The sequence below is a fragment of the Streptomyces alkaliterrae genome (assembly GCF_007097205.2).
GTDB classification, from domain to species: domain Bacteria; phylum Actinomycetota; class Actinomycetes; order Streptomycetales; family Streptomycetaceae; genus Streptomyces; species Streptomyces alkaliterrae.
Map to the genome: position 1 here is coordinate 1 of NZ_VJYK02000056.1, position 22,847 is coordinate 22,847.

Consider the following 22,847-nt stretch of genomic DNA (forward strand, 5'->3'; position numbering starts at 1 on the left):
CTCCCCCTCATCACACCCGGCCCCCTCCGCACCGAACTACGCCAAGCAGCAACCGCCTTCGAACGCGCCACCCGCTCCCGCGCCCGCGCCGAACACCACAACTCCCGCGCACTCCGAAGCGCCGTACGCGCCATCGTCCGCCAACCACCCCAGGACAACACCGCCCTCGCCATGCTCCTGGACGCCGCCCTCCTCGCCGTCATAGCCACCGCACACTGGCACAAACTCCACCACCACGACCAACAGGTCGCCGCAGCCCAACAGGCACTCGCCCATCTCCAGACCGCCTACGACCAAGCCGTACAAGCCCCGCTCGCCGCACTCGCCCAACACCGACCGCCCCAGCACACCGTGGAACGGCACATCCGCCACGTCCAGGAGGTCGTGCCCCACCACGCCGAACGAGTCGTCGCCGACTCCGCGTTCCACGCCCTCACCGCGACACTCGCAGCCGCTGAGGCAGCCGGCCACAACCCGCAGCAGCTCCTAGGGCAGGCCACCGACCAACGAGCGCTGGACGACGCCCGCCACCCAGCCAGGGTCCTGGTCTGGCGCATCGAACGCCTCAGCGCGGGGCCAGTGCCAAACTCCCGCGTGCTCGCGGCTCGGTCCCGCAGCACACGTCGGCCGCTCGGTTCCTCAACGCCGGCGCCGCAGGCAGCCACTCCTGCCACCCTTCCATCGCCGAAGGCCCGACGCCGTTGATTCAGCCGAGGCAGCGTTCTCGGTTGCCCACGCGTAGCGTGTGGGGATGAATAGAGGCGGTAACGCCGTCGCGCTTCTGTGGCGCGAGCACGTGAAGGCGGCCTTCCCCGCCGGGCTTCGTGAGTCGGAGCCCGGCGGGGTCGACATCGTGCTGCTCGACGCGGAGGTCGCCGGGTGCGTGGACACCTACCTGTCCAATGGCGGCCGACTGGACGCCGGGCGCTATCGCATACTGCGCGAAGGTGTCGCGGGCTTGGACCGGGCCCTACCGCACATCAGCGACCCTGAGGAACGTCGGTACTGCCTGCGGCTCCGCGAACTGGCCACGCTCGCATCCCCTCCAGCGTGAGAGGAACGAGCGCCCGGGTCCGCCAGCCGCCCGGTCAGCGGCGGACCCGGCACTCATTCCGGCGCTGAGGGCCGCCCGACGGAATCCGAACCGGTGGCGTCGTTCACCGACGCGGCTACCCGCGTGATCACCGTGGTGCGTACGCCAGACTCGATGGGCCGCACACCGTGGACGTAGGCGCGAGTGGCCGGGAACGCGACGACCGCACCCCGCGCCGGTCGGAGTTCGAGCGCCGGGTTCTCGAAGAACAGGGCTCCGCCCTCGTAGCTTTCCGGCCCGCTGAGCCAGGTGACGACGGTGATGTCACCGCCGACCACCGGCTGCCCCGTGGTCCGTGCACGCTCCCGTTCGATCTCGGTCACCTCGTCGTGGTGGGCGACGAAGCCCACTCCGGGGCCGTAGCGGTAGGCGATGCTCCGCTGCGTGGGGATGCGGCGTACCGGCGTTCCGAAGTGGTGCCGCAGGACGGGCTTGACCTGCTGGAATAACCAACGTTCCAGGTCGTCGGAGATTTCGGCGTACTCGCTCTTGCGCAGTCGTTCGTCCAGGCGTCCCTGGTACGTCCGGGGCCGGTGGACGGCGGCCTCCAGGTGACGGGACAGGTCGTCGCAGAGTCGTGAGTCGATGCCGTACTCGGTGATCATCGGCGGAGCGGTACGCCACGCCGCAGAAGCTATGTGCGCCACCAGCGCGTTCCTTCCGGGGTGTCCTCGATGGTGATTCCCTTGGCCGCCAGCTCGTCGCGGATCGCGTCGGCGGCGGCGTACTCCTTGTTCCTGCGATGCTGTTCGCGGCGCTGGAGGGCCGCGTCGATCGTGCTGTCGGTCTCCTGGTCGGCGGTGATCTCGAAGGTGTCGAGGAGAGCGTTCACCTCGTCCAGGAAGCGGCTGGCTGCTGGGCCGGGGGCGGTGGTGCTCCTGTTGGTCTCGCGGATGTACTCGAACAGGGCCGCGAGGGCGCCCGGGGTGTCGAAGTCGTCGTCGAGGCGGGTGAAGAACGCGGTCCGCGCGTCCTGCGCCCGGCCTGCGGATTCGGTGGTGTCCGCCGTCGTGATGGTGCGGGCGAAGTTCTCGACCCGGCGCCGGGCTGCCTGCGCCTGGGCGATCGTCTCGGCGGTGTAGTCCGTGGAGGACCGGTAGTGCTGGCTCAGGAAGACGTAGCGCAGGGTGCGGTAGTCGGTGTGGACCAGCGCGTCGCGGATGGTGGTGAAGTTGCCGAGGCTCTTGGACATCTTCGAACCGTCCACCCGCAGAAGGCCCGTGTGCATCCAGTACCGGGCCAGCGGCGCGGCGCCCGAGGCGGATTCCATCTGGGCGATCTCCGCCTCGTGGTGAGGGAAGATGAGGTCGACGGCGCCGCCGTGCAGGTCGTACTGCGGCCCGAAGAGGGCGTTGGTGATGGCCGTGTCCTCGATGTGCCAGCCCGGCCTGCCTTCGCCGAGCGCGCCGTCCCAGTACGGCTCTCCGGGCTTCCTCGCCTTCCACAGGGCGAAGTCGCCAGGGTTCCGCTTCCCCGCGTGCTCGTCGATGCGGGACAACGAGTCTTCCGGCTGGACGTCGGTCCGTCCCGACAGTTTCCCGTACTCGCCGAACGACGCGAGGTCGAAATACCAGCCGTCGTCCAACTGATATGCGTGGCCACGTGCGATCAGCTGCTGGACCTGCTCGATGATGTCCCCGATGTGGTCGTGGGCCCTGGCATAAACATCCACGCTGGTGTTTCCCAGCGCTGTCATGTCGTCGCGGTACTGCTGTTCGTATTTCGTGGCCAGTTCGCGGGGGTCCGTCTCGATCTCCTGCGCCCGACGGATGATCTTGTCATCCACGTCGGTGATGTTCTGTGCGTAGGTGACGCGATATCCGCTGCGCCGCAGGTATCGAGCGACGAGGTCGAACTGGGTGTAGGTCTTCGCATGACCGACGTGGCTGAGGTCGTAGACGGTGGGCCCGCATACGAACATCTCCACGACACCGGCGTTGCGGGTTGTGAAGGCTTCCTTGACGTTGGTCAGGGTGTTGTAAAGCGTCAGCGCCACTGCCTGGCCTCCTTGTTGATGGGGATGCCGCAGCCTATCTAGGCGCGCGCTCGACTGTCGTGCGGAACAAGACGCGGCTCCGGGCCCGTGGCGTAGACGGCGGCGCGCGCCCCGAGAAGCTGCTTGTGACGCTGGTACTCCTTCCGGGTGTCCTGGACACTGCGGGGGTCGAGAGGAATTCCGAGATTCGAGCAAAGGCGTGCCAACTCGTCGATGCGCCGTTCGAGGTCTCTCATCGAGTCGGGCTCGCATGTCATCACACGCAGCACCGCCCGCTCCTGTTCCGCGGTGACCATCCCCAGGGCGCGTAGCTGGTACAGCTTCCACTTCCGGTTGGGGATGAGGCGGCCGTGGCTGACGTACACCCAGTCGATGACCTCCTCCAGCGCCATCGACAGCACGGCGTGGCCGGAGGCCGGGCCGACGCGGCCGGCCTGCTTTCTGGCGATCTCGGCCGCGTCCCAGGTGATGCGGTTCAGGAGGTGGAGTTCGCCGAGGCGAAGCCGGTGCTGCTCCTCGCGGGCCTTGAGGGCGATCAACTCCCCGAAGCGTCCTGCCCGATCCAGCAGTGGTTCGCCCTTGTTGAGGTAGGCGTCGCACTTGTCGCTGTTCCAGAGCGTGCGGACGTCCGCCTCGTACTGGTAGATGAGCTGGTGGACGTTGACCTCCATCAATCCCCACGGGACTGGAAGGTGAAAACTGAACTCCGGCACCCATTCGGGAATGCGGTCCGCGAGGAGTGCGTACGTGTCCTCAGGTCGTGGCCGCCATTCGTCAGAGCCCATGGGAACGTCGACAACCACGGCCAGGTCGAAGTCGGAGTCCTTTCCGAAGACGGTGACGTTCTCGTTGGTGTTGGCGGATGAGGACAGGACGTAGAGGGCCTGCACTTCCGGATTTCCACCAAGGGCCGCGATCAGCTCGCGCGCGCAATGGCGTGCCTGAGCCTTCAGGTTCTTGCTTTCCAGCACGGGGAACGGTCTCCTTTCAGAGAAGAGGGCGGCCGCGGAGATCCTTCAAGCGGCCGAGCAGCACGGGAGCCACTACGGAATGAGTCCGTTGGATATGGGCCAGGGAAGGGCTGCTGTTCCCCTCGATCACCGTCGGCCCTTCGGGCGTGAGTGCGATGTCCCAGCCAGCAAACGGGACCTGGGGAAAGAGCTGCGCGGCCCGTTCCGCCAGACCAAGGACCTCCTTGATCAGGCCGACCTTCCGACCGGCGAACGGCGTCGCCGTGGACGGGTGGTGCGTGTGCCGCCGCATCCACCGGTCGTAGCCATACGGATCAAGCTCCCCGGTGTCGATGTCCACCCGGATCTGCATGCCACCGGTACTGGAGTTGTCGACGAGCCCGGAGACGCCACCCAGCTTCAGCATGCAGTACAGCGCCTCGGCCTCGGTCCGCGACCAGCACGTGATGACTCGGAAGGTGTTGACCACGCCTGGGTTCAGTGCCGCGAGGTCGGGGTGCTGCCGCACCCGTTCCTCGATGAGCCAGGAGCCCCACCGTTCCGCGTACTCCCGTAGGCAGAACGGCGACTCGTCGTCGTACGCGTTGACGGTGACGATGCCCGCTCCACCGCTCGCATAGCGGGCCGGCTTCATGACGGCGGGCGTGTGGGCGGGGAGGGCTCCACGAACCGCTGCGAGAGGAAGAGAGGTGCCGTCGGGCAGCGTCGCGGTCCGGACGTCCCCACTCGCCAGGAGCCTCGGCTGAGGAACGTCGCCAGCGGCGAGAACCCGCTTGCAGAGCACCTTGTCGTCCAGGAGCACCGTGTCCCGGTTGACCGCCGGAAGGAGCCTGGCGAAAAGGACGGTCTCGGGGAGGTACCCCATGGCCTCACCAAGCGACACCTCGTCCCGGTACAGCCCGTAGCGGAAGTAGTGGAACGGCAGGCACTTCCACTTGGCTCCGAGCGCGGCCAGCTCACGTGCGACGCGCCGCATCGGCTTTCGACCCGCCTCGGATTCCCTCAGAGCCGGCAGGTGCTCCGCCACCAGCTGACGGACCTGGTACGCGAACGACCCGGGAAGCATGAGGCGCGGGAGGACAGTGCGGCGGAAGAACTCCTCCGCCTCCGCTTGGCGCACGTTGAGGTTCCTGGCCGGCCTACGCGTCCTCATCCGCCAGTCCCCCGTCCGCGACCTCGTAGCCGACCGGCCCGCCGGCGGCGCTTGGCGCGGCACCGCCGACCTCCGCTCCCATCACCAGAAGAGGGCCGACCAGGCCAAGCCCGAGAAGCGCCCCGGCCATGCCCCACCCCGGCAGTCGGATGGGCTCCCTTGGAACCGAGTGGCGGGCCATCAGGGCAGCTCCAGGTAGACCTTGAAGTCGTGCGTCGACCACGTACCGACGTCACCAAGCATCCGGACGAACTCGTTCCTGCTCATTCGCACTCCCCTCCGTTCGTGGGAGCCGGCGAGCCCGTGGGCTCCGGGGGCTGTCCACGAAGGACACGTCTCCACAGACCCGCCGGCGGTCAGAAGGCCGCTCCGAGGCGGCTGCGAACAGTGCAACTCCCCACCCCTGCACGGCGGAACGTTTCTAGGGGGTTTCTGCTGCGGCCCGACCGGCTGACGAGGCAAGCTACGCGCAGTAGCTTTACGAACACGCTGCGAGGGGACGGAGCGACGCATGACCGCACCACCGGCACCACATCCGTTGACCTGCCTGATGGTCCAACAGGGCTGGGGCAAGGCGGAGTTCGCGCGCATCATGCAACGGCACGGGCGCCAGCTCGGCATCAACCTGGGAACCAGCCGCACCACCGTGTGGAAGTGGGAGCAGGGTCAGACCCCCGACGAGGACGCCCAGCGCGTACTCGCTGACCTGCTCGGAATCCCCTTCGCCCACGTGCGGGCGACCCGTTGGCCTCGCTGGCTACCCGTATGGGAGGTCCCGATGCTCTCTGCCGCGTGGACCGAGGACGGTACCGTGGAAGCCCTGACGAGACTCGGAGAGAGTGGGCGCATGGACCGTCGAGGCTTTCTGACGATTACTGGCGGAGCCCTGGCCGGCGTCGCGGCGAGTTGGGCGGCAGCAGAGCCCGCGTTCGCCGCGGCCCTGGACGGCGACCGCGTGACCGACCAGATGGTGACCACCATCGAGCAGCGCGTGGAGACCCTCAAGTCGCTGGACGCCCAGTTCGGCGGTGCGACGCTACTGGAGCACGCACAGGCAGACCTGGCGCTGATCACCGGCCTGCTGAAGGCCGGACGCTCCTCCGAACACGTCAAGCAACGCCTGTACTCGCTCTCCGCCCGCGTCTCCTACATGACCGGCTGGATGGCCTACGACGCCGGCCGCAAGTCGGCAGCACAGCAGTACTACGTCGGCGCGCTGCGCTCCGCCCGCACCGCCGGAGACGACGCCTTCGGCTGCTTCATGCTCGCCGAGATGGGCGTCCACGTCTCCGACGACGGCCACACCAAGGACCGCGTGGACCTCATCACCACAGCCGTGGACAACGCCCCCAAGGCACTCCCCCCCAGCACCCAGTCCTACCTGCACCTCCACAAAGCCGAGGCCCACTCCCGACACGGCGAACACCGCAAGGCCGGAGAGGAACTGCACCGCTCCCTGTCCCTCTGGGACCGCGCGGACAGTTCGGAGACCCCCGACTGGCTGAGCTGGTATGGGGACGCCCAGGTGCGTTCCACCGAGGGCAAGGTCATGCTCCGCAGCGGCCAGGTCAAGGAGGCCACCGACGCCCTCGAAGAGTCGATCAAGCAGGCCGTACCGCGCGACAAGGCCGTACGCTCAAGCCGCCTCGCCGAAGCCCGCCTCCAGGGCAGCGACCTCGAAGGCGCACTCGACGCCGCCAACAACGGCGCCGAGCTGGTGGAAAGCGGCGTCTCCTCCAAGCGCGCAGTCGACCGCCTCAAGGAGTTCTCCACCAAACTGACCCCCCACTCCCACGTCCCCGCCGTCCGCGAGTTCAGGGACCGCCTCCGCGAGCTTCCCGCGTTGGCGGCTTAACGCGGGAAGCTGCTGCTGGCCGGCCGCCAGCAGCACTCTTGGTCCACGGCCAGGATCTTCTCATGGCACCGCCGTGAACTTTGCACGGAGGCATAAGACATTATGAGCGACTCGACACGCAGCGAAGATGCGGCAGAGCTCTGCGGCGATAACATTCAGATCTTGGCGGATGCCCTCAACTCTCGATATCTCGAAAGCCGCGAAGATCATCTTTTGTTTGAACCGACCGACAACTCCACCTTCCGTAGGCGTGAAGTAGCGATCTCCATGATCGCCGCCCGCCAGATACTGGCAGCAATAAGCCGGGGAGCCAAGAGGCTGGAGGACTACGAAGGGTGGATTGACCCAGAGCTAGGGTACGCAGAGTTTGAGATGCGCCAGCATAGCACCCTCAACGCATTCAGTACCAGAAGTATCGAGCAGCGCAAGTTCGAAGTACATCCGTGCTCTCACACGCACTCATCGAATCCACCACTCGAAAACTGCGGGGATAGAGTATATAGCGTGATCCGCGTGACTTCAAAGGACGGATCCACCTGCCTCGAAATCTCCCGGAATACCGCGCTATGCGTCCCGCTGCTTTCACTCAAGGACGCCCAGGAATCCGGAGGGGTACAGATCACCTTGAAGGTTTTCCTGGGAGGATCTACCGAAGAACGCGAACTAGTCCAAAAGTCACTTGACTTGGCAAACTCTTTTCTTTTCGAGCTAAACGCTCGACACAGATCTCCATATTCACTGCGCCCCAGAATGGATCGAGCGCGGAACTATTCACGCCTGCGCACAGTAGACCAAAAAGTTCGATTCCCGAAGACAGCAGTTCCAAGCAATATCGCCGCCTTGTTCTCCATCCCCAGCGACTTCTCGCTACGCGGCAACCGCACGCTAGCTTATCTCTCATACTACCAAGTGATTGAGTCATATCTGCCAACGGTTCACAAGAGAGACACCCTCAAGAAACTCCGGAGAGTGCTTCGCGCGCTTGACTTCGACGAAGAAAAGGATTCATCGGTCGTGAAGCTACTCGCGACAGTCGAGAGAGCTCACGGGGCGAGCGATGGGGAGCAGTTGCGCACCGCCATCGAAGAGTGCGTGCCGAGCGAAAAGCTACACGAATTCTATTCACTCAACCCAGATCACTTTAAGAAGGGTGGCCCCATAAGCGGAGTTCCTGCAATTAACCCAAAAAGCGGGGAGTCTCTGGCTTCTCAAACAGCGAAACGCGTATACGCGCTCCGAAACAGAATCGTCCACGCCAAGGACGACCCGCGCTTCGGTGAGTCGAAGGTGCTACTACCAATGAGCCACGAGGCTTACTTGCTGCAACCCGACGTTGAACTTGTTCGATTGCTGGCAATTGAAGTTATCGTCGATAACGGCTAAATTCGACCGCCCCGGCCACGCATCCGATCTATGCCCGGCAGATCGGTCAACGACGACCATTAGCGAGTGTCTAACAAGTTGGTGTGGGTCCCACGCCGAGCAAGATCAGGGGGCCACTCGTGCTCATTACGGGCAGGACCAAAGCCTGCCCGAGTTGCCAACCAGCGTACGGCCCCTGGTCATACTCGGCCCCAGACCGGGCAGGCCACCGGCCAAACCCGCTCCACCGATCTCTTTCGTCATTCACCACGAAACCGATGGCTGCCGCACCTAAAATACGCAATAGGGCGATGGCACCTGCTTGAGTGAGGCGCGCGTGAAGGATTTCGATGTCAGGAACCCTATGAGCAACCAGCTTGGCGCTGGGGTCACACCAGAAGCACTCACAGAGGCAATTGAGAAATCTGGATACCCTTTGCAAAGCACAGTGTTCAACCTACTGGAAAGCGACTTCACTGTTCAACAGGAGTGGGGATTTAACGACCGCCTCACCGGAGAGATGCGCTCATGCGACTTGTTGGCGATTAAGGAGCTGGGGCATCTACCGGCCAAGGAATCCCGGATTCGCCCATCACTGGCCGTTGTGATCGAGTGCAAACAATCAGATTTGCCATATGTATTCTTTTCCCCTGCGAAGCGCTCGTGGCGACTCACACTCCCTCAGATCACCGGGCTCCGACACGAGCACATCGCGGTACGTACCGACGATTCCAAATCTTCCTGGCTGCTAACGGTGATGCAGGCACTTGAGATCGACAATGATCCGTTCCTCAATAGGGGCGGTTTCTCCATCATGAGCAAGTGTGCACGAAAGCCCAAGCTTGAACTGACAGGAACAGACGCTTACAACGGAATCGTGATGCCGCTACTTAGTGCAGCAGCCCACTTCGCCAAGTCCTCAGAGCCGAGGGAAACGTGGCAATGGCTCGACGCCTTTCTCCTATCTGCGGTGGCCGTTCTTGATGCCCCCATGGTTGCAGCAAGAACGACAGAGGCTGGGACTGAGTTGGAGCTCACCCCCTGGTGCCGACTGTTCCGCCATGAACCCGAGACCCAGGACGCTTTCGTTCCACATGTCGGAAGAACGGCCGCAATCGACGTGGTCCATAAGGGTTTCTTCCGCGATTACCTACTCGACCACCTCATTCCTTTTGCAGAGAAGGTCTCAACGCGGATCCTACGTCACAACGAGATTTTCGCAACCGGCAAGGGCTTCGCTCCGGGAATGGATAAGAATAGCCGAGAAAGGATCTACGAGAGGCTGCGGCCTACAGAGTAATCTCAGTGGAAGGGGCTATGACGGGGGTGCGACAGTCGTCCGCCCGTCAAAGCCGAGCAGATAGTGCCACCGCGCCAGAAGCCGCACCAGTTGAGGCGGGCAATAGCGGCTAAAGGCGGGCAGGTTGGCGCCGACTCCCAGGACATCTCTGCAACCATCCTTGCAGGACAGCGGCCGCACCAAGCAAATCGCGCGGTACTTCCCAAGCTGAGGTCTCACCGCTGTCGTGGCCCGTCAGTCCAGCCAGACGAGCATCACGTCGTCCGCCCTGGCGGCAGCCTCGGAGAACTGTGTGAGGCCGTCGTACCAGGGACGCCCCCACTCCAGAGCCCCGGGCTCACTCCATCCGAGCGGATACACCTCGGCGCTGGTCAGTTCAGCAGGATCCACGCCACGGATGAGCTGGGCATAGCTGGTAGCCGGTAGTGCTTCAGCCGCGAGCTGGACCCGCTCAGGCCGAAGGTACCTCGGAGGCCCGTACTCCCAATCCTCATCCTCGGCGAACGGCTCCTCACCGTGGATCACGTTCACGGGGAACTCGGCGCGCGCCAGCAGGAATCGGAGGGGTCTGCTGCAGGGATAGGTGACAGGTGGGATTACGCGGCTTGGCTGTGTGGGAGACGAGCGGCATGGTGAGTCTGCGTGTCCTCACGGCGGAGGACTGGTTGTTGTGGGAGAAGACCCGAGTGGCGGCGCTCGCCGAAGCTCCGCATGCGTTCAAGTCTCGCCTTGATGACTGGCATCGGGGTGGCCGGGAGCAGTGGCGGGCGCAGATGGGCATCCCCGGCTCGTACAACGTTGTCGCGCTTCGAGGTGACGATCTCGTGGGGATGGTCCGGGGCGTGCCCGGGGACGGCGAGACATGCGAACTCCGGTCGTTGTGGGTCAGGCCCGACTTGAGAGGTGAAGGGCTCGGGGACAGGCTCATCGAAGCCGTGGCGACGTGGGGCCAGAAGTCAGGCTTCGTCGCGCTGAAGCTCGCGGTGATCCCAGGGAACGAGCCCGCACTCAGCCTCTACCGGCGCCACGGGTTCAGCATCGCGGAGGAGGCTGGCGAACTGCTGCCCGACGGTGTGATCAGAGAGCTGGTGATGGTCAAACGGCTTCGGTAGAGCCGGCAACTCCGTGGGCCTTCGCTGCTGCGACGCTGCGCTGTCGTCACGCATTCCTGGATCCGTGCCCGAAGCATGCCCGTCAGGGCGGTCATCAGCGGTCAACAGGAGTGCTCAACAGCCGGCCGAATGACCGCCAACACGTCACGTTTCAGCAGGTCAGCGACTTGGCACGGCCTCTGACGCCGGTGATTCCCAAGCTCAGAGCGCGGGTTCGATTCCCGTCACCCGCTCCACGACAAAGGCCCAGGTCAAAGACCTGGGCCTTGTTTGTTTCTCCGGACCAGTTCAGGCGTCGCGCGCCAGATCCGCACCAGAAGGCGTCTCCTTGGCCTCCACACGGGCGGCGCGCACGAGGTCGTCCAGGCCGCCAGCCACCTCCTGCTGCCACTCAAGGGCGAGTGCTGGTAGATCGTCGCAGCCTCGCCAGCGCAGCTCCAGCACCTCGGCGAGGGCATCGACCTTGGCGACAGTGACGATCTGTCGTTCCGCCGCACCTTCCTTCCAGCACCCCGGATGCGGCAAGGGGTTGCGGCGGGTGAGTTCGTCGTCGACCGCGGTCTCCATGACGGCTTGGAGGAGCCGATGGGGCTTGGCGACGGTCGCGGCCGCTCCTGTCGGCGCGCCAAGCGCTCGGTGCACGCGTGGGGCACGTGATCTGGTCCAAGTCCGCACCCGCTCCACATGCGTGTGGCTCGACGGCGGACGGGAATCGAGCCGGGATAGGGCGGTGGGCAACGGTAGCTACGCTCAAGGCGAAGCTCAAACTGTCCTCAAATGCATGTAGTTCCCCGTACTACTCCCGGATAATTACACCCCCAATCATGGAGCCCCCAGGAAGAGACCAATGGAATTGTTGTATAAGTTCTTCGCGGCCATTGAGGCCAGCGTGACACAGCCTTGGCTTGCCATTCCCCTGAAGGTCGTCATCGTTGCCGTCATGCTACTCGGCGCACTCACAGTCGCCCGACTCTTGGCCATCAAATTCTGGGTGGAAGTGAGCGTGCGCGTTGAGCGGAGGATTCGGTATTCAGACATCCTGGAATCTGCCAGTGAGATCGGTGCTCGCGTGGGGAATCCTGGCTGGCGAAGTAATGTACCGCGCTCGTGGGCCAATGTGGAGCGAAGGAGCCCAGTGTGGCTCCTTCGCTATTCGATGGCACGTCGCCTTGTCAGGCAAATCCCTTTGGAGAAGCTCGAAAGGATGACAAAGAGGAGGAACGCTTTAGAGCAGTTGTCGCGAATCCCGAAGAGGGCCGTAGGTTTTGCTTCTCGGCGATCCTTGATTCTCCTCGCGTCGGGTGCAGCGGTGTATCAGTACGAGCGTCCAGGGAGAACTAGGGATGACCTCCAGATAATTGCAGATGAAATCCCCCGAATAGCAGAGCAGAGGACATGGGCGCCGATCCTGGTCCTGACTGTCGGAGTCTTCGCAATCACTCGAAGTGGAAGTTTGATCGACAGGATCAGGGCGAGAGACGAGGCGGCGAAGGATGCAAACCGCATGCTTGCCGAACTCCTCGCCACGCTCTCTGAATTGGACGTCGCGCTACAGGAGGTGCACGAGAACATTAATGCCTATCGCTCTGCCTACCTTGACGTCGCCTCCGGGGCGGCGGAGTCGGGACGCGCATGGTCTCCGGGATTCGGGTTCGAAAGTGATCACTACGGGCTCAGGGTAAGCCTCTACGGCAGGAAATCATTGGAAATCCTCCTTGAGGAGCCAGAATTCCAGAGACTACAGTGCGCCCTAGACGCAGCCGCTGACCACTTGGCGGAGATTCGAGAAAAAGGGATATCTTCAGTAGCCCTCAGGATCCTTTCTCCCGTCTGGCAGGAGATTTACAGCTGCAGGCTTCAATCGCACCTCTACCACCCCACCAGCGGCTACACCGCAGGTATCAAATATTCGATGCTCGGACTAGGGTGGATGAAGGAACGCCTCGAAACCAAAGAACGCCACTTCGGACACCTCTCGAAAAAAGATGGTCGCGACGACGGTGAACTTGATGCGAAGCTGGTAGAGGAGGCATACCGTCTGGATGACCTGATCCTGCGGAGCAGGTTGGCTCACTGCCAGTTGCAAAAGATCAGAAGATTCCTGCTCAAGCGTCTGCACGGCACGTCTCTAACCAAACTGGTCAGCGCCGTAGGGCATAGGTGACTGGCGCTCGGCGCGACCGTCGGTGCACTACCTTTCTGTCGAGTTCCCGCCCGGCCGACGCCATTCTGGCCGGGTTGGCCGGCGCCGAGGCATCGGCATTGGGTCCCTGCACGCCCTAATCCAGCGAGGCGGGCACCATTGGCACACGGCAGAGCAGCACTCCACCACCCACATGCGCCCGGTCAGAGCTCGGGGCCGCGGGGATGTCTCCACCGTGGAGGCGATCGCACGCTATGTCGCCGCTCTCGGCGGTCAGATCCAGATCTCGGCAGTCTTCGGTGACGACCTCTACATCCTGCGCGGCACGGACACTCACGCCGCGTAGGCCAAGGGTGTTCAGGGGCATCTGGCAGCGGCGGGGGCGGCTTGGCTGTGCGGGAGACTCGCGGCATGGTGAGTCTGCATATCCTCACGGCGGAGGACTGGCTGTTGTGGGAGAAGACCCGACTGGCGGCGCTCGCCGAGGCGCCGCATGCGTTCAAGTGCCGCCTCGATGACTGGCATCGGGGTGGCCGGGAGCAGTGGCGGGCGCGGATGGGCATCCCCGGCTCGTACAACGTTGTCGCGCTTCGAAGTGATGATCCCGTGGGGATGGTCCGGGGCGTGCCCGGCGACGGCGAGACATGCGAACTCCGGTCGTTGTGGGTCAGGCCCGACTTGAGAGGTGAAGGGCTCGGGGACCGGCTCATCGAAGCCGTGGCGACGTGGGGCCGGAAGTCAGGCTTCGTCGCGCTGAAGCTTGCGGTGATCCCAGGGAACGAGCCCGCGCTCGGCCTCTACCGACGCCGCGGGTTCAGCATCGCGGAGGAGGCTGGCGACCTGCTGCCCGACGGTGTGATCAGAGAGCTGGTGATGGTCAAAGGGCTTCGGTAGAGCCGGCAACTCCGCGGGCCTTCGCTGTTGCGACGCTGGGCTGTCGTCTCGCAGTGCTGGTTCCGTGCCCGAAGCATGCCCGTCAGCGCGGTCGTCAGCGGTCAACAGGAGTGCTCAACAGCCGGCCGACTGGCCGCCAACGCGTCACGTTTCAGCAGGTCAGCGACTCGGCGCAGTATCTGGCACCGGTGATTCCCAAGCTCAGAGCGCGGGTTCGATTCCCGTCACCCGCTCCACGACAAAGGCCCAGGTCAAAGACCTGGGCCTTACTTGTTGCCTAGCCTCGATGTTTCGCGCGCCCAGCGGACGGCAGCACGTGAGCGATGCGTGAGCGGACTGCTCGATACAGGACGGCACGAGGTCGCGGTGCTGTACGAGCTGGAACGCACCTCATTGCCGACTGGGGCGCAAGGCGCCGCCGATGACGGTGAGCGCCTTCAGTCACGGAAGCCCCGCGAGTGGGCGCCGGCTGGCGTTCCGGCGCCCACCCGCGGGGCTGCGGGTCAGCGCTACTGGTAGCGGATGCGGCGCGGGACAGCGAGGTACTGGCCGTATTCACTGAGGTAGTCGTCGAGGAGTTCCCGCAGCTTCCCGGCCTCTGCCGGGAGCGCCGCTGAGAAGGCAGCCCAGCCGGTGAAGGTCAGTTCGTGCGGCAGGTCGACGAGACCGGTGATCGCGTCCCAGAAGGCGCTCCAGTTCCGGCCGTAGAAGTCGGGGAACATCAGCTCCCGCTGCAGGAGTCGTTGGAGTTCCTCAGGCTCCCGTACCCCGGCCAGGTCGATGACCAGCGAGTCAGGGACCGCGGGTTCTGCTTCGTTAGTTTCGTCCGTCATCTCGGCCAGGGTCTCTCAGTAGGTGCCGACGAAATCGACGGTTTTGTAGTGGTCGGTGGTCACGTACAGCAGGCCGTCGTCGGAGTAGAGCAGCCGCGTACCCGGCTGCTTGGACCGCTTCATGGTATTGGTCAGGCCGACATCAGCCTCGTACCACACGCGCCCCGACTTGGTGGGCAGGCCGATGGAGGCGGGGTCGCGGAAGATGTCGCCGCCGATCTGGCCGTCCGGCACATGATTGCCGAGGGCCTTACCCGGTTCCCAGCCCTTCTTGGCTGCCTGGCTCTTCGTCACATAGTTCGACGGGAGCTTGCCGGTCTTGCGCAGGCTGTCGATGAGTGGGTTGGCCTTCTCCGTGGTGCTGAGCACCACGGAGAGCCGGGATGCGTTGTACAGGCTGTCGGCGCCCTTGTACCCGGCCTTCATCGTGCGCAGGATCACGAGAGCCGGGAGGCAAGGCCCCCGGCCCAACGTCGCGCGCACCGACCCGCTGGATCCTGCCTCGCCCGGAACCCGACCGCCCGTTCCCACTGTTGCCTTGGGCGCGCCACAACGTGCCAGCAGAGCCAGTCAACCTCGGTCATCAGTGGATCATGCGAAGCCCCGCCGACAGGTCTCCTATGAGGCGTTTCCGCAGGTCAGACGCGCCAGCAACTCTCAAGTACCTGTTGATTCCCAAGCTCAGGGCGCGGGTTCGATTCCCGTCACCCGCTGCACGACAAACCCCCAGGTCAACGACCCGGGGGTTGGTTGTTGAGTGGGCGAGTGCGCCCCCGCGTGCCGGAGAGGCACTGCGGAGCGGGTCTCGTGTGCGGACTGTGCGGACGTGGTCCGCTGGCTGTTACTGGTCACAGCGGTGTTGCCGCTTTCAGGATCAGGAAGAGGCTCACGGCGGCGTTCGCGGACGAGAGCGCGGACGCGGTGGCGCCGGCGGCCGCCGCCCACGCGGCGAGGCCCACCGCGGTGAACACCGGTGGCCAGTTCCGCGGCGCGGGCGTCGGCTCCAGCAGTGCGGCGACTCTGCGCGGGACGGGGCCCGGGGAGGCGAAGTCCGGGATGCCGACCGCCGGCATGTAGCCCCGGGAGACCAGTGCGGCCCGGCCGACCGCTCTCGCCACCAGGCGGCGGTCGCCCACCCGGGCCGCGGCCTCCTCGTCGGCCCACCGCTCGGTGGTGTACCCGACGGCGGTCCGGAGCGGGCGGAGGAACGGGTTGGCCCGCGCGGCGATCTGCACGGTGAGCAGGAAGCGGTGGTGGCGGTGTGTGAGGTGGGCTCGCTCGTGGGCGAACAGGACGCGGCGCTCCGGGCTGGTGAGGGTCCGGAGCATTCCCGTCGTCGCGACCACTCGGCCGGGCTTCCCGGGGAGCGCGTACGCGTAGGGGAGTTCGTCGGGGAGGACGGCGACGGGCCCCGCCGGGAGTCCGAGGAGGGCCCGGGCGGCGCGGGAGCGCAGCCGGTGGTGGCGCCAGGCCGTTCTGGCGCAGGCGGCCAGCACGGCGCCCAGGGCCGGGATGGACGCCTTGCCTGCGACCTCGTCATAGGGCACCGCGTCCTGGACCCTCGGGGAGGACCAGCTGTCCGGCAGGGGGTTGCCGGGGAGCTGCGCGGTGCCGACGACCATCACCAGGGCCAGGCAGAGGGTGCTGCAGACCGCGAGGACGGCGGCGACGACCGTCAGCAACCACGTCGCGGCCCGGGGGTGCAGGTGCCGCTCGGCCAGCCGCGCTATCGGCCACGCGGACAGCGGCAGCACCAGGGGGAGGAAGACGAAGACGCCCACGCGTCAGCCTTCGGGCTCGTCGAGGTCGCGGGCGAGGAGGCCGCGCAGAAGCTGTTCGTCGTCGGGCGGCAGCGCGGTGACGAACCTGGCGAGGACCGCTTCGCGGTCGGCTTCCGCGTCCAGTAGCCGGCGCAGCCGGAGTGCCGCGAGCCCGGCCTGGTCGGCGACCGCCGTCCACTCGAAGGCGCGGCCCGCTCGTCGCCGGGTCACCGCGCCCTTGGCGCGCAGCCGGGTGAGGATGGTGATCACCGTGGTGTAGGCGAGTCCCCGGCCGAGACGCTCCTGGACCTCGGCGGCGGTGACGGGGCGGGCCGCGCTTCGCAGTGCGGCCAGCACCTCGCTCTCCAACTCGCCTTGTGCCCGGCGGGCGTTCGGGCGGCCGGACCGCCCCGCGTCGGCCTCGCTCATGTTGCCCGCCTCTCGCTGTCCACTCTCACTGCTCGGTGTCCCCGGGAGCTGGCCCGGTCTCGCGGCGCCCGGGATCCGGCGTGATCGCCGCCGGAGGGGCGGGCGGTCCACCGGCCGCCGCCTCGCGCGGCTCGTGCCCGCCGGTTTCTCCGGCGGGGGCGGGAACGCTCCGGCGCGCACGGTTCGTTCGCCTTCGTGTCCACCCGTCCTCCAGACCTCCGGGACCCGCGCGTGGGTACCGCGCGCTCAGGCGTGCATGTTACGAGCGTTCGGCCCTGGATCGTCTCCTCGGGTACCGCGCGGACGACGACGGGCGGTGGACGATGGCCGGACCGAACCGCACCCGCGCACTTCTACACTGCTGTAGATTCAACCTTCCGGGCAACCTCCGGGCCTGCGGCCTCTGTTCGCCCAGGCTCTGTGCGGGAGAGGAAGAACGCATGGGTGTGACGCTCGCCGAGGACGGCAACGTCGCTCCGGGCACGCCGCGCCTGACCGAGGTCTCCGGAGCGGCCGGCCGAACCTCCCGCGCCCCCGCAGCGCCCGACGTCGGCGGCCCGCCGCGGTCGGAGGCCGGCAGGACGCCGTACCCGCGCCCGACCTGAAGCGCGAGGTCGGCCGTCGGGCGGGAGGCACGCGCGCCGCGCGGGCCTGCCCCGCGGCGCGGCGGTCGGCCGTACCTCCTTTCCAGGCTCCACGTCGACCGCGGCCACCGGGCTCCGGTCCCGCGGTGGACGGCAGAACCCACGACAACAGCACAGGGATGAGCATGAACGAGCAGGTGGCGCTGCACCCGGAGGACCGGGCGGCGTTCGAGAACGCGCTGCAGCGGGCGCTCGACGCACCTGACGTCCGTACCGCGCTCGGTCAACCCGAAGCGCGGCACACCGTCGACGGCCTGCGTGCGTGTGCCCGCGCCGCCGCGGAGTCCCTCGCCGCGGAGGCGGCACCGGAGTACGCGGTGCTGCTGGAGATACGGGCGCGTGCGGCAGTGGAGATCGTGGAGCACCAGCGTGCGGAGGACGCGAAGGACGCCGTGGCCGCGCTCGCGGTACTCACGCCGATCCTGGCCGCCGCCGCGACGGTCGTCTTCCTCGTGTTGGGCTACGGCCTGCGCCTGGCCGGGGCCGCGGGGCCCCTCGCGAAGGCCCTCGTCAGTGTGGGTTGGGGCGCGGCGGCCGTGACCGGGGTCGCCGGGCTCGCGTCCGCGGCCGGTCTCGCCCTGACGGTGAGACGCCACCGCGTCCCGGCGAGTCCGCCCCCGCCGGACGCCGTCGCGCAGGCGCACGCCGACTGGCTGGACGCCCTGACCGAACGAGGCCTGCTGCCTTGCCTGCGCCGCGAACTCCGCCTGCCCGAAACCGGGGACGCGACGACCCGCCGAGCCGGGCCCTGCGCGTGACGGGCAGCCGACTCGATCGGGCAGGGGCCGAACTTCGCCAGGACGGAATCCGGGACGGAGGCTGACGGAATCCGGGACGGAGGCTGACGGGCGCCTTCGCCGCACTCCCTCTGCCGATGGCCGGTGGCGGCGGCCTGCCGTCGGGGACGCACGCGCCGGGGCGTGTGCCGTCAGCCCCGGTCCGCGCCGCCCTGCACGACGGCGACCGGGCACGCGGCGTGTCGCAGGACGTCCTGGCTGACGGAGCCGAGGAGCAGCCCGGCGAAGCCGCCGCGGCCCCGTGCTCCCATGACCAGCAGCTGGGAGTCCTCGCCGCACCCGACGAGGACCCGGCTCACCTCTCCAGCGAGCAGCCGGGTGGTCGTGCCGCCCTCAGGCCCGCCGGTGCGGCCCGCGACGGCGAGCGCCTCGGCGAGCACCCGTTCGCCTTCGGCTCGGGACCGGCCCGGGCGGGCGTCCGCGCACACGTGCACGATCAGCAGTTCGCCGCCCCGCAGCGCGGCCTCCGAGGCGGCAAAACCGACAGCAGCCCGGCTCTCCTCCGAACCGTCGACGGCGACCAGCAGCGGACCTTCGGGACGGGCCCTGCCCCGCACGACTAGCACTGGGCTCCGGCTGTTTCCGGCCAGGTGGACGGCGACCGAGCCGACGAGTGCTCCGGTGATCCGGCCCATGCCCCTGCTGCCGACCACGACCAGGGCGGCTTCACGCGACTCGGCCTCCAGCACCGCCATCGGCTCGCCGGCCACGACCGCGTGGGTGACCTCCACATCCGGTGCCCGGTCGCCCGCCCTGCGCACCGCGTCGCCGATCACGCGCTCGACGTCCTCCCGCAACGCTCCCCCCGCCGGGCCGAGCAGCGACGGACCGGTGGGGACGTGCATGCCGGGCCACACGAACGCGTGCACCACGCGCAGTACGGCCCCTCGCAGCCGTGCCTCCACCGCCGCGACCTCCACCGCCTCCAGGCTCGCCGGTGATCCGTCGACGCCCACGACGACTGCGGGAGCTTTCATGAGCCGTTCCTCGTCTCCTCGAGACGGAACCGGGTCTCCTCGAGACGGAACCGGTCGGCGCCGTCCGCACCGCGCCGACCGCCGGTACTCCTCCAGCGTCCCTCCGGACGGCCGACCGCGCCAGACCGCGCCACACCCCGCAGGGCCCCGACGCGCCCCCTGCGCTCCCTCCCGAAGGCCACACGGAAGCTTCTACAATGCTGTAGATTCTCGTCGGTCCCGAACGCCCGATCCCGCCCCGCTTCGTCTTCGCCGGAGGAGAGAGAGCCAGTGGCAGCGACAAGGGCAGGAGTGCGGCAGACCGACACCCGGCACGTCGGGTGGCGAAGGCGCCGTGCCGTCCGCTCCCGGCCGCGCCGACCGGCGGACGCACACCCGTGGGCGTTCCCGGCCCCGGGGCCGATCCTCCGGAACCGCCTCTCACCCAGCGCCGCGACCCGTGTGAAGGAGCACTGACGCAGCATGCTCGACGACCTCAGGAACCTGAAGAACCTGCAGAACCTCAAGGACAAGGTGGAGGACCTCGCCGAGAGCCACGGCGAGAAGATCACCGAGGGGTTGGAGAAGGCCGGCGACTTCATCGACGACAAGACCTCCGGCAAGTACAGCAAGCAGATCGACAGCGGCGTCGACAAGGCCCAGGAGTTCGTCGAGCGCCTGGGCGAACGCAAGTCCGGGGACTGAGCCCCGGAGCACGAAGCGCACCCGGCGCGGGTCTCCCCCGGGCCGCCACATGGCCCGGGGGAGACCCGCACCGTCGGCGCGCCTACGCCGCGCGGGTGTCCAGCAGACGGGCGAGCAGGTCGTCCAGCGTGATCAGGCCGGTGAGCCGGCCCTCGGCGTCGCGGATGACGGCGAGGGACGCTCGGTGCCGGCGCAGTTGCTCGACCGCGTGCGAGAGGCTGTCCGTGCCCCGCAGTTCCGGTACCGGCCGGGCGAGCCCGCGGGCGGTGGCGACGCGTCCCCGCGCGCGGGCCACAAGCGCGTCCCGCGCGTGCACGGAGCCGAGGACCACCGCCCCGTCCGTGACGAGCAGACGGGCCCGCCCGGCTGCGGTCGCGGTCGCGAGGATCGCCTCGACGTCGGCGTCGGCCGGCACGGTGACGATCTCGGACGCCGGGACTCCCAGGTCCGCGACAGGGGTCTGCGGCTCCGTCAGGGAACGGGTGATCAGCTCCGACTCGGCCCTGTTGATCAGCCCCAACCGCTCCGACTCCGCCACCAGGTGGGTCAGTTGTTCGCGGTTGTGCACCGACCGGAGCTCGTCGCGCGGCTCCACCCGGCACATCCGGACCAGCGCGTTGCTCACCGTGTTGAGGACCAGGATGACCAGGCGCACGGTCCTGACCACCGCCCGGAAGAGCGGGCTGAGCAGCATCGCGGAACGTTCGGGATGCGCGATGGCCCACGACTTGGGGGCCATCTCCCCGATCACCATGTGCAGGAAGACCACAAGCGCCATCGCCAAGGCGAACGCGATGCCGTAGCTGAGACCGGCGGGCAGCCCCAGGCTCACCAGCAGCGGGTCGATCTGGTGGGAGATGGCGGGCTTGGAGATCGACCCGAGCCCGAGCGTGCAGACGGTGATGCCGAGCTGGGCGCCGGCGAGCATCAGGGAGAGCTCGCGCATCCCGGCGAGCGCGGCCTTCGCACCGCGCTGGCCGTTCTCGGCGGCCTTCTCCATGCGGTGCCGCTTGGCCGCGACGAGCGCGAACTCCGCCGCCACGAAGAAGCCGCTGCCGGCGAGGAGCAGGACGGTGACGAACAACGCCATGGGGAAGCTCATGTCTGGGCCTCCTCAGCCGCCGAGCGTTCGATGCGGACCCGTTCCGGAACGTGGCGGTCCAGGCTCATCACCTCGATGGTGACGCCCTCCACGGTGACCCGGTCCCCGACGGCGGGAAAGCGTCCGAGCCGGTCGATGACCAGGCCGGCCACGGTGTCGTAGTCCTCGTCGTGAGGCAGTGCGATACCCGTGGCGTTCTCGGCCTCGTCCACACGCCGCCCGGCGTCGACGACCCAGCCCTCGCCGTCGGCGACGGCGAGTTCGACGACCGTGTCGGTCTCGTCGGCGATGTCGCCCACGAGTTCCTCGGCGATGTCCTCGTACGTGACCACGCCGGCGACGCCTCCGTGCTCGTCCAGGACGACGGCGAACTCGTCGTCCCGCTCACGCATCTGCGCCACGGCGTCGGGCAGCGGAAGCGTGTCGGGAAGCAGCAGCGCGGGCCGGGCGGCCTCCGCCGCCGTCATGCCGTCCAGCCGGGACGCCGGCAGCCGCATGAGCTCCCACACCCCCGCGACGCCGCAGACGTCGTCCGGGTGGTCCCCGAGCACCGGATAGCTGGAGTGGCCGTGCTCGGCGATCACCGCCGCGGCCTCCGCCAGGGTGGTGTCCTTGTGGAGGAAGACCGCGTCGACGCGGGGGACCATCACCTCGTCCAGCGTCCGCTCGGAGAACTCGAGGGCGTGGTCGAGAAGTTCCGCGGTGTCCGCGGGCAACTGCCCGTGCTCGTGGGACTCACCGATCAGGTGGCTGAGCTCCTCCAGGGTCGCTCCGTGACGCAGCTCCTCCACCGGCTCGATCCCCACCTTGCGGAGAAGCCCGTTGGCGGCGCTGTCGAAGACGTGGACGACCGGCCCGACGACCTTCAGATAGAGCAGCGTGGAGGACGCCAGTGACTTGGCCAGCCGCTCGGGCACGGCGAGCGCCAGGTTCTTCGGGGCCAGCTCGCCGACCACCATCTGGAGGACCGTGGCGAGGGTGAAGGCCGTGACCACGGACACCGCCGTGGCCGCGCCTCCGGTCAGCCCGATCGCGTCCAGCAGGGGCCCCAGCAGCGTCGACACGGACGGCTCGGCGAGGAAGCCGACCACCAGCCCGGTGACCGTGATACCGAGTTGTGCGCCGGAGAGCATGAACGAGAGCCGCCCCAGCACCTTCAGCGCACGGGCGGCACGCCTGTCCCCCGCCTCGGCCTCACGGGCGAGCGCGAGGCGGTCGGCCGCGACGTACGCGAACTCCTGCGCGACGAAGTAACCGGTACCCGCCGTCAGGACAAGCACGGCGACAAGCCCGAGAACGGCGGCGGTCACCGAGCCCCCTCCGAAGACCTGTCGCGGTCACGCGACGCGACACCGGGCAATCGATGACCAGCCCCGGGGGGCTCCGTCGGTCTGGCAGGCAAGGCGAACTCCTTCACGAATCTGTCTGTCGGAAAACCTGCGGCGGCCGCCGCCTCGTCCGGCGTGGGGGAGCCTCCGCCCCCGCCCCCCTTCTACTTCTACATGCGTGTAGACCTCCGTGTCCGTTCAGACGATATGCCGAGCCGGCCGCAGAGCGGAGCGACGGGGCCACGGAAGCGGCGGAGGCCGCGGCCCGGCACGTCCCGTGGAGCCCGGCCGCGACACTCCGGCGCGTTTCCGCCACCACGAGTACGCGCGTCGTCACCGAATAGGGCGCCCCCGCCCTTGCATCGCAGTAGTTTTCGTCCAGGGCGTCGCCGCCTCGCGCACGGCGCCCCGTCC

Annotated in this window: 24 protein-coding genes and 1 pseudogene; 11 read left to right on the forward strand and 14 right to left on the reverse strand. The window is 67.3% G+C overall.

Features of this window, described 5'->3' with window-relative positions:
* Positions 1-705, forward strand: a pseudogene (locus FNX44_RS27925) (mobilization protein); the annotation flags it as partial.
* A gap of 46 nt (positions 706-751) precedes the next feature.
* Positions 752-1,054, forward strand: a complete 303-nt coding sequence (locus tag FNX44_RS07705) for a hypothetical protein (RefSeq protein WP_143647231.1) — start codon at positions 752-754, stop codon at positions 1,052-1,054.
* Between the two features lie 53 nt (positions 1,055-1,107).
* Here the strand turns inward: FNX44_RS07705 and FNX44_RS07710 are convergent, their stop codons facing one another.
* From FNX44_RS07710 to FNX44_RS07725, 5 genes are read right to left on the reverse strand one after another with little or no spacing between them, the layout of a single operon-like run.
* A complete protein-coding gene (locus tag FNX44_RS07710; RefSeq protein WP_143647232.1) occupies positions 1,108-1,740 on the reverse strand; it encodes a 2OG-Fe(II) oxygenase in 633 nt (210 codons plus the stop codon).
* Entirely contained in the window at positions 1,728-3,089 is a 1,362-nt protein-coding gene (gene cysS / locus FNX44_RS07715; protein ID WP_323369115.1) for a cysteine--tRNA ligase, read from the reverse strand. Before cysS ends, FNX44_RS07710 begins: the two co-directional genes overlap by 13 nt.
* 38 nt (positions 3,090-3,127) lie before the next feature.
* Entirely contained in the window at positions 3,128-4,060 is a 933-nt protein-coding gene (locus FNX44_RS28840) for a hypothetical protein (RefSeq protein WP_228449732.1), read from the reverse strand.
* Between the two features lie 16 nt (positions 4,061-4,076).
* Entirely contained in the window at positions 4,077-5,213 is a 1,137-nt protein-coding gene (locus FNX44_RS07720) for a sugar-transfer associated ATP-grasp domain-containing protein (RefSeq protein WP_143647234.1), read from the reverse strand.
* Positions 5,200-5,343, reverse strand: a complete 144-nt coding sequence (locus FNX44_RS07725; protein ID WP_153506997.1) for a hypothetical protein — start codon at positions 5,341-5,343, stop codon at positions 5,200-5,202. Before FNX44_RS07725 ends, FNX44_RS07720 begins: the two co-directional genes overlap by 14 nt.
* Positions 5,344-5,724: 381 nt before the next feature.
* Between FNX44_RS07725 and FNX44_RS07730 the strand changes: the two genes are divergently transcribed.
* From FNX44_RS07730 to FNX44_RS07740, 3 genes are all read left to right on the forward strand, one after another.
* Complete coding sequence (locus FNX44_RS07730; RefSeq protein ID WP_143647235.1) at positions 5,725-7,068, forward strand: NsdA family TPR-like regulatory protein; 1,344 nt, start codon at positions 5,725-5,727, stop codon at positions 7,066-7,068.
* 102 nt (positions 7,069-7,170) lie between these two features.
* On the forward strand, positions 7,171-8,451 hold the full coding sequence (locus tag FNX44_RS07735) for a hypothetical protein (protein ID WP_143647236.1): 1,281 nt from the start codon (positions 7,171-7,173) through the stop codon (positions 8,449-8,451).
* A 343-nt stretch (positions 8,452-8,794) separates the two neighbouring features.
* Complete coding sequence (locus tag FNX44_RS07740) at positions 8,795-9,730, forward strand: hypothetical protein (RefSeq protein WP_143647237.1); 936 nt, start codon at positions 8,795-8,797, stop codon at positions 9,728-9,730.
* A gap of 234 nt (positions 9,731-9,964) precedes the next feature.
* Here FNX44_RS07740 and FNX44_RS07745 read toward each other — a convergent pair whose 3' ends face one another.
* Entirely contained in the window at positions 9,965-10,327 is a 363-nt protein-coding gene (locus FNX44_RS07745) for a DUF1877 family protein (protein ID WP_323369118.1), read from the reverse strand.
* A gap of 32 nt (positions 10,328-10,359) precedes the next feature.
* Here FNX44_RS07745 and FNX44_RS07750 point away from each other — a divergent pair, with 32 nt between their 5' ends.
* Positions 10,360-10,842, forward strand: a complete 483-nt coding sequence (locus tag FNX44_RS07750; RefSeq protein WP_143647238.1) for a GNAT family N-acetyltransferase — start codon at positions 10,360-10,362, stop codon at positions 10,840-10,842.
* Between the two features lie 288 nt (positions 10,843-11,130).
* Here the strand turns inward: FNX44_RS07750 and FNX44_RS29660 are convergent, their stop codons facing one another.
* On the reverse strand, positions 11,131-11,409 hold the full coding sequence (locus tag FNX44_RS29660) for a hypothetical protein (protein WP_143647239.1): 279 nt from the start codon (positions 11,407-11,409) through the stop codon (positions 11,131-11,133).
* 280 nt (positions 11,410-11,689) lie between these two features.
* Between FNX44_RS29660 and FNX44_RS07760 the strand changes: the two genes are divergently transcribed.
* Together FNX44_RS07760 and FNX44_RS07770 are read left to right on the forward strand one after the other, a co-directional pair.
* Positions 11,690-13,006, forward strand: coding sequence for a hypothetical protein (locus FNX44_RS07760; protein WP_143647240.1), 1,317 nt, complete (start codon positions 11,690-11,692; stop codon positions 13,004-13,006).
* A gap of 390 nt (positions 13,007-13,396) precedes the next feature.
* Complete coding sequence (locus FNX44_RS07770; protein WP_143647241.1) at positions 13,397-13,879, forward strand: GNAT family N-acetyltransferase; 483 nt, start codon at positions 13,397-13,399, stop codon at positions 13,877-13,879.
* Between the two features lie 509 nt (positions 13,880-14,388).
* Here the strand turns inward: FNX44_RS07770 and FNX44_RS07775 are convergent.
* The 4 genes from FNX44_RS07775 to FNX44_RS07790 form a co-directional block, all read right to left on the reverse strand.
* On the reverse strand, positions 14,389-14,712 hold the full coding sequence (locus tag FNX44_RS07775) for a barstar family protein (RefSeq protein ID WP_143647242.1): 324 nt from the start codon (positions 14,710-14,712) through the stop codon (positions 14,389-14,391).
* 15 nt (positions 14,713-14,727) lie between these two features.
* Entirely contained in the window at positions 14,728-15,153 is a 426-nt protein-coding gene (locus FNX44_RS07780) for a ribonuclease domain-containing protein (protein ID WP_323369117.1), read from the reverse strand.
* 407 nt (positions 15,154-15,560) lie between these two features.
* Positions 15,561-16,493 (reverse strand): M56 family metallopeptidase, encoded by a 933-nt coding sequence (locus FNX44_RS07785; RefSeq protein ID WP_143647243.1) that lies wholly within the window; start codon positions 16,491-16,493, stop codon positions 15,561-15,563.
* 3 nt (positions 16,494-16,496) lie between these two features.
* Positions 16,497-16,901 (reverse strand): BlaI/MecI/CopY family transcriptional regulator, encoded by a 405-nt coding sequence (locus FNX44_RS07790; RefSeq protein WP_143647244.1) that lies wholly within the window; start codon positions 16,899-16,901, stop codon positions 16,497-16,499.
* Between the two features lie 440 nt (positions 16,902-17,341).
* Between FNX44_RS07790 and FNX44_RS07795 the strand changes: the two genes are divergently transcribed.
* Together FNX44_RS07795 and FNX44_RS07800 are read left to right on the forward strand one after the other, a co-directional pair.
* The gene (locus tag FNX44_RS07795; RefSeq protein WP_153506998.1) at positions 17,342-17,506 is read left to right on the forward strand and encodes a hypothetical protein; all 165 of its coding nucleotides are present in this window, start codon (positions 17,342-17,344) and stop codon (positions 17,504-17,506) included.
* 164 nt (positions 17,507-17,670) lie between these two features.
* Positions 17,671-18,303: a hypothetical protein gene (locus FNX44_RS07800; RefSeq protein ID WP_143647245.1), complete on the forward strand. Its 633-nt coding sequence runs from the start codon at positions 17,671-17,673 to the stop codon at positions 18,301-18,303.
* Between the two features lie 170 nt (positions 18,304-18,473).
* On the opposite strand, the gene FNX44_RS07805 is transcribed toward FNX44_RS07800, so the two are convergent.
* Positions 18,474-19,319 carry a universal stress protein gene (locus FNX44_RS07805; RefSeq protein ID WP_143647246.1) on the reverse strand — a complete coding sequence of 282 codons (846 nt, stop codon included), beginning with the start codon at positions 19,317-19,319 and terminating at the stop codon, positions 18,474-18,476.
* 462 nt (positions 19,320-19,781) lie between these two features.
* Between FNX44_RS07805 and FNX44_RS07810 the strand changes: the two genes are divergently transcribed.
* Positions 19,782-20,003, forward strand: coding sequence for an antitoxin (locus tag FNX44_RS07810; RefSeq protein WP_143647247.1), 222 nt, complete (start codon positions 19,782-19,784; stop codon positions 20,001-20,003).
* Between the two features lie 82 nt (positions 20,004-20,085).
* On the opposite strand, the gene FNX44_RS07815 is transcribed toward FNX44_RS07810, so the two are convergent.
* A complete protein-coding gene (locus tag FNX44_RS07815) occupies positions 20,086-21,105 on the reverse strand; it encodes a hemolysin family protein (RefSeq protein ID WP_143647248.1) in 1,020 nt (339 codons plus the stop codon).
* Positions 21,102-22,415 carry a hemolysin family protein gene (locus tag FNX44_RS07820; RefSeq protein WP_143647249.1) on the reverse strand — a complete coding sequence of 438 codons (1,314 nt, stop codon included), beginning with the start codon at positions 22,413-22,415 and terminating at the stop codon, positions 21,102-21,104. Before FNX44_RS07820 ends, FNX44_RS07815 begins: the two co-directional genes overlap by 4 nt.
* Positions 22,416-22,847: the final 432 nt, after the last annotated feature.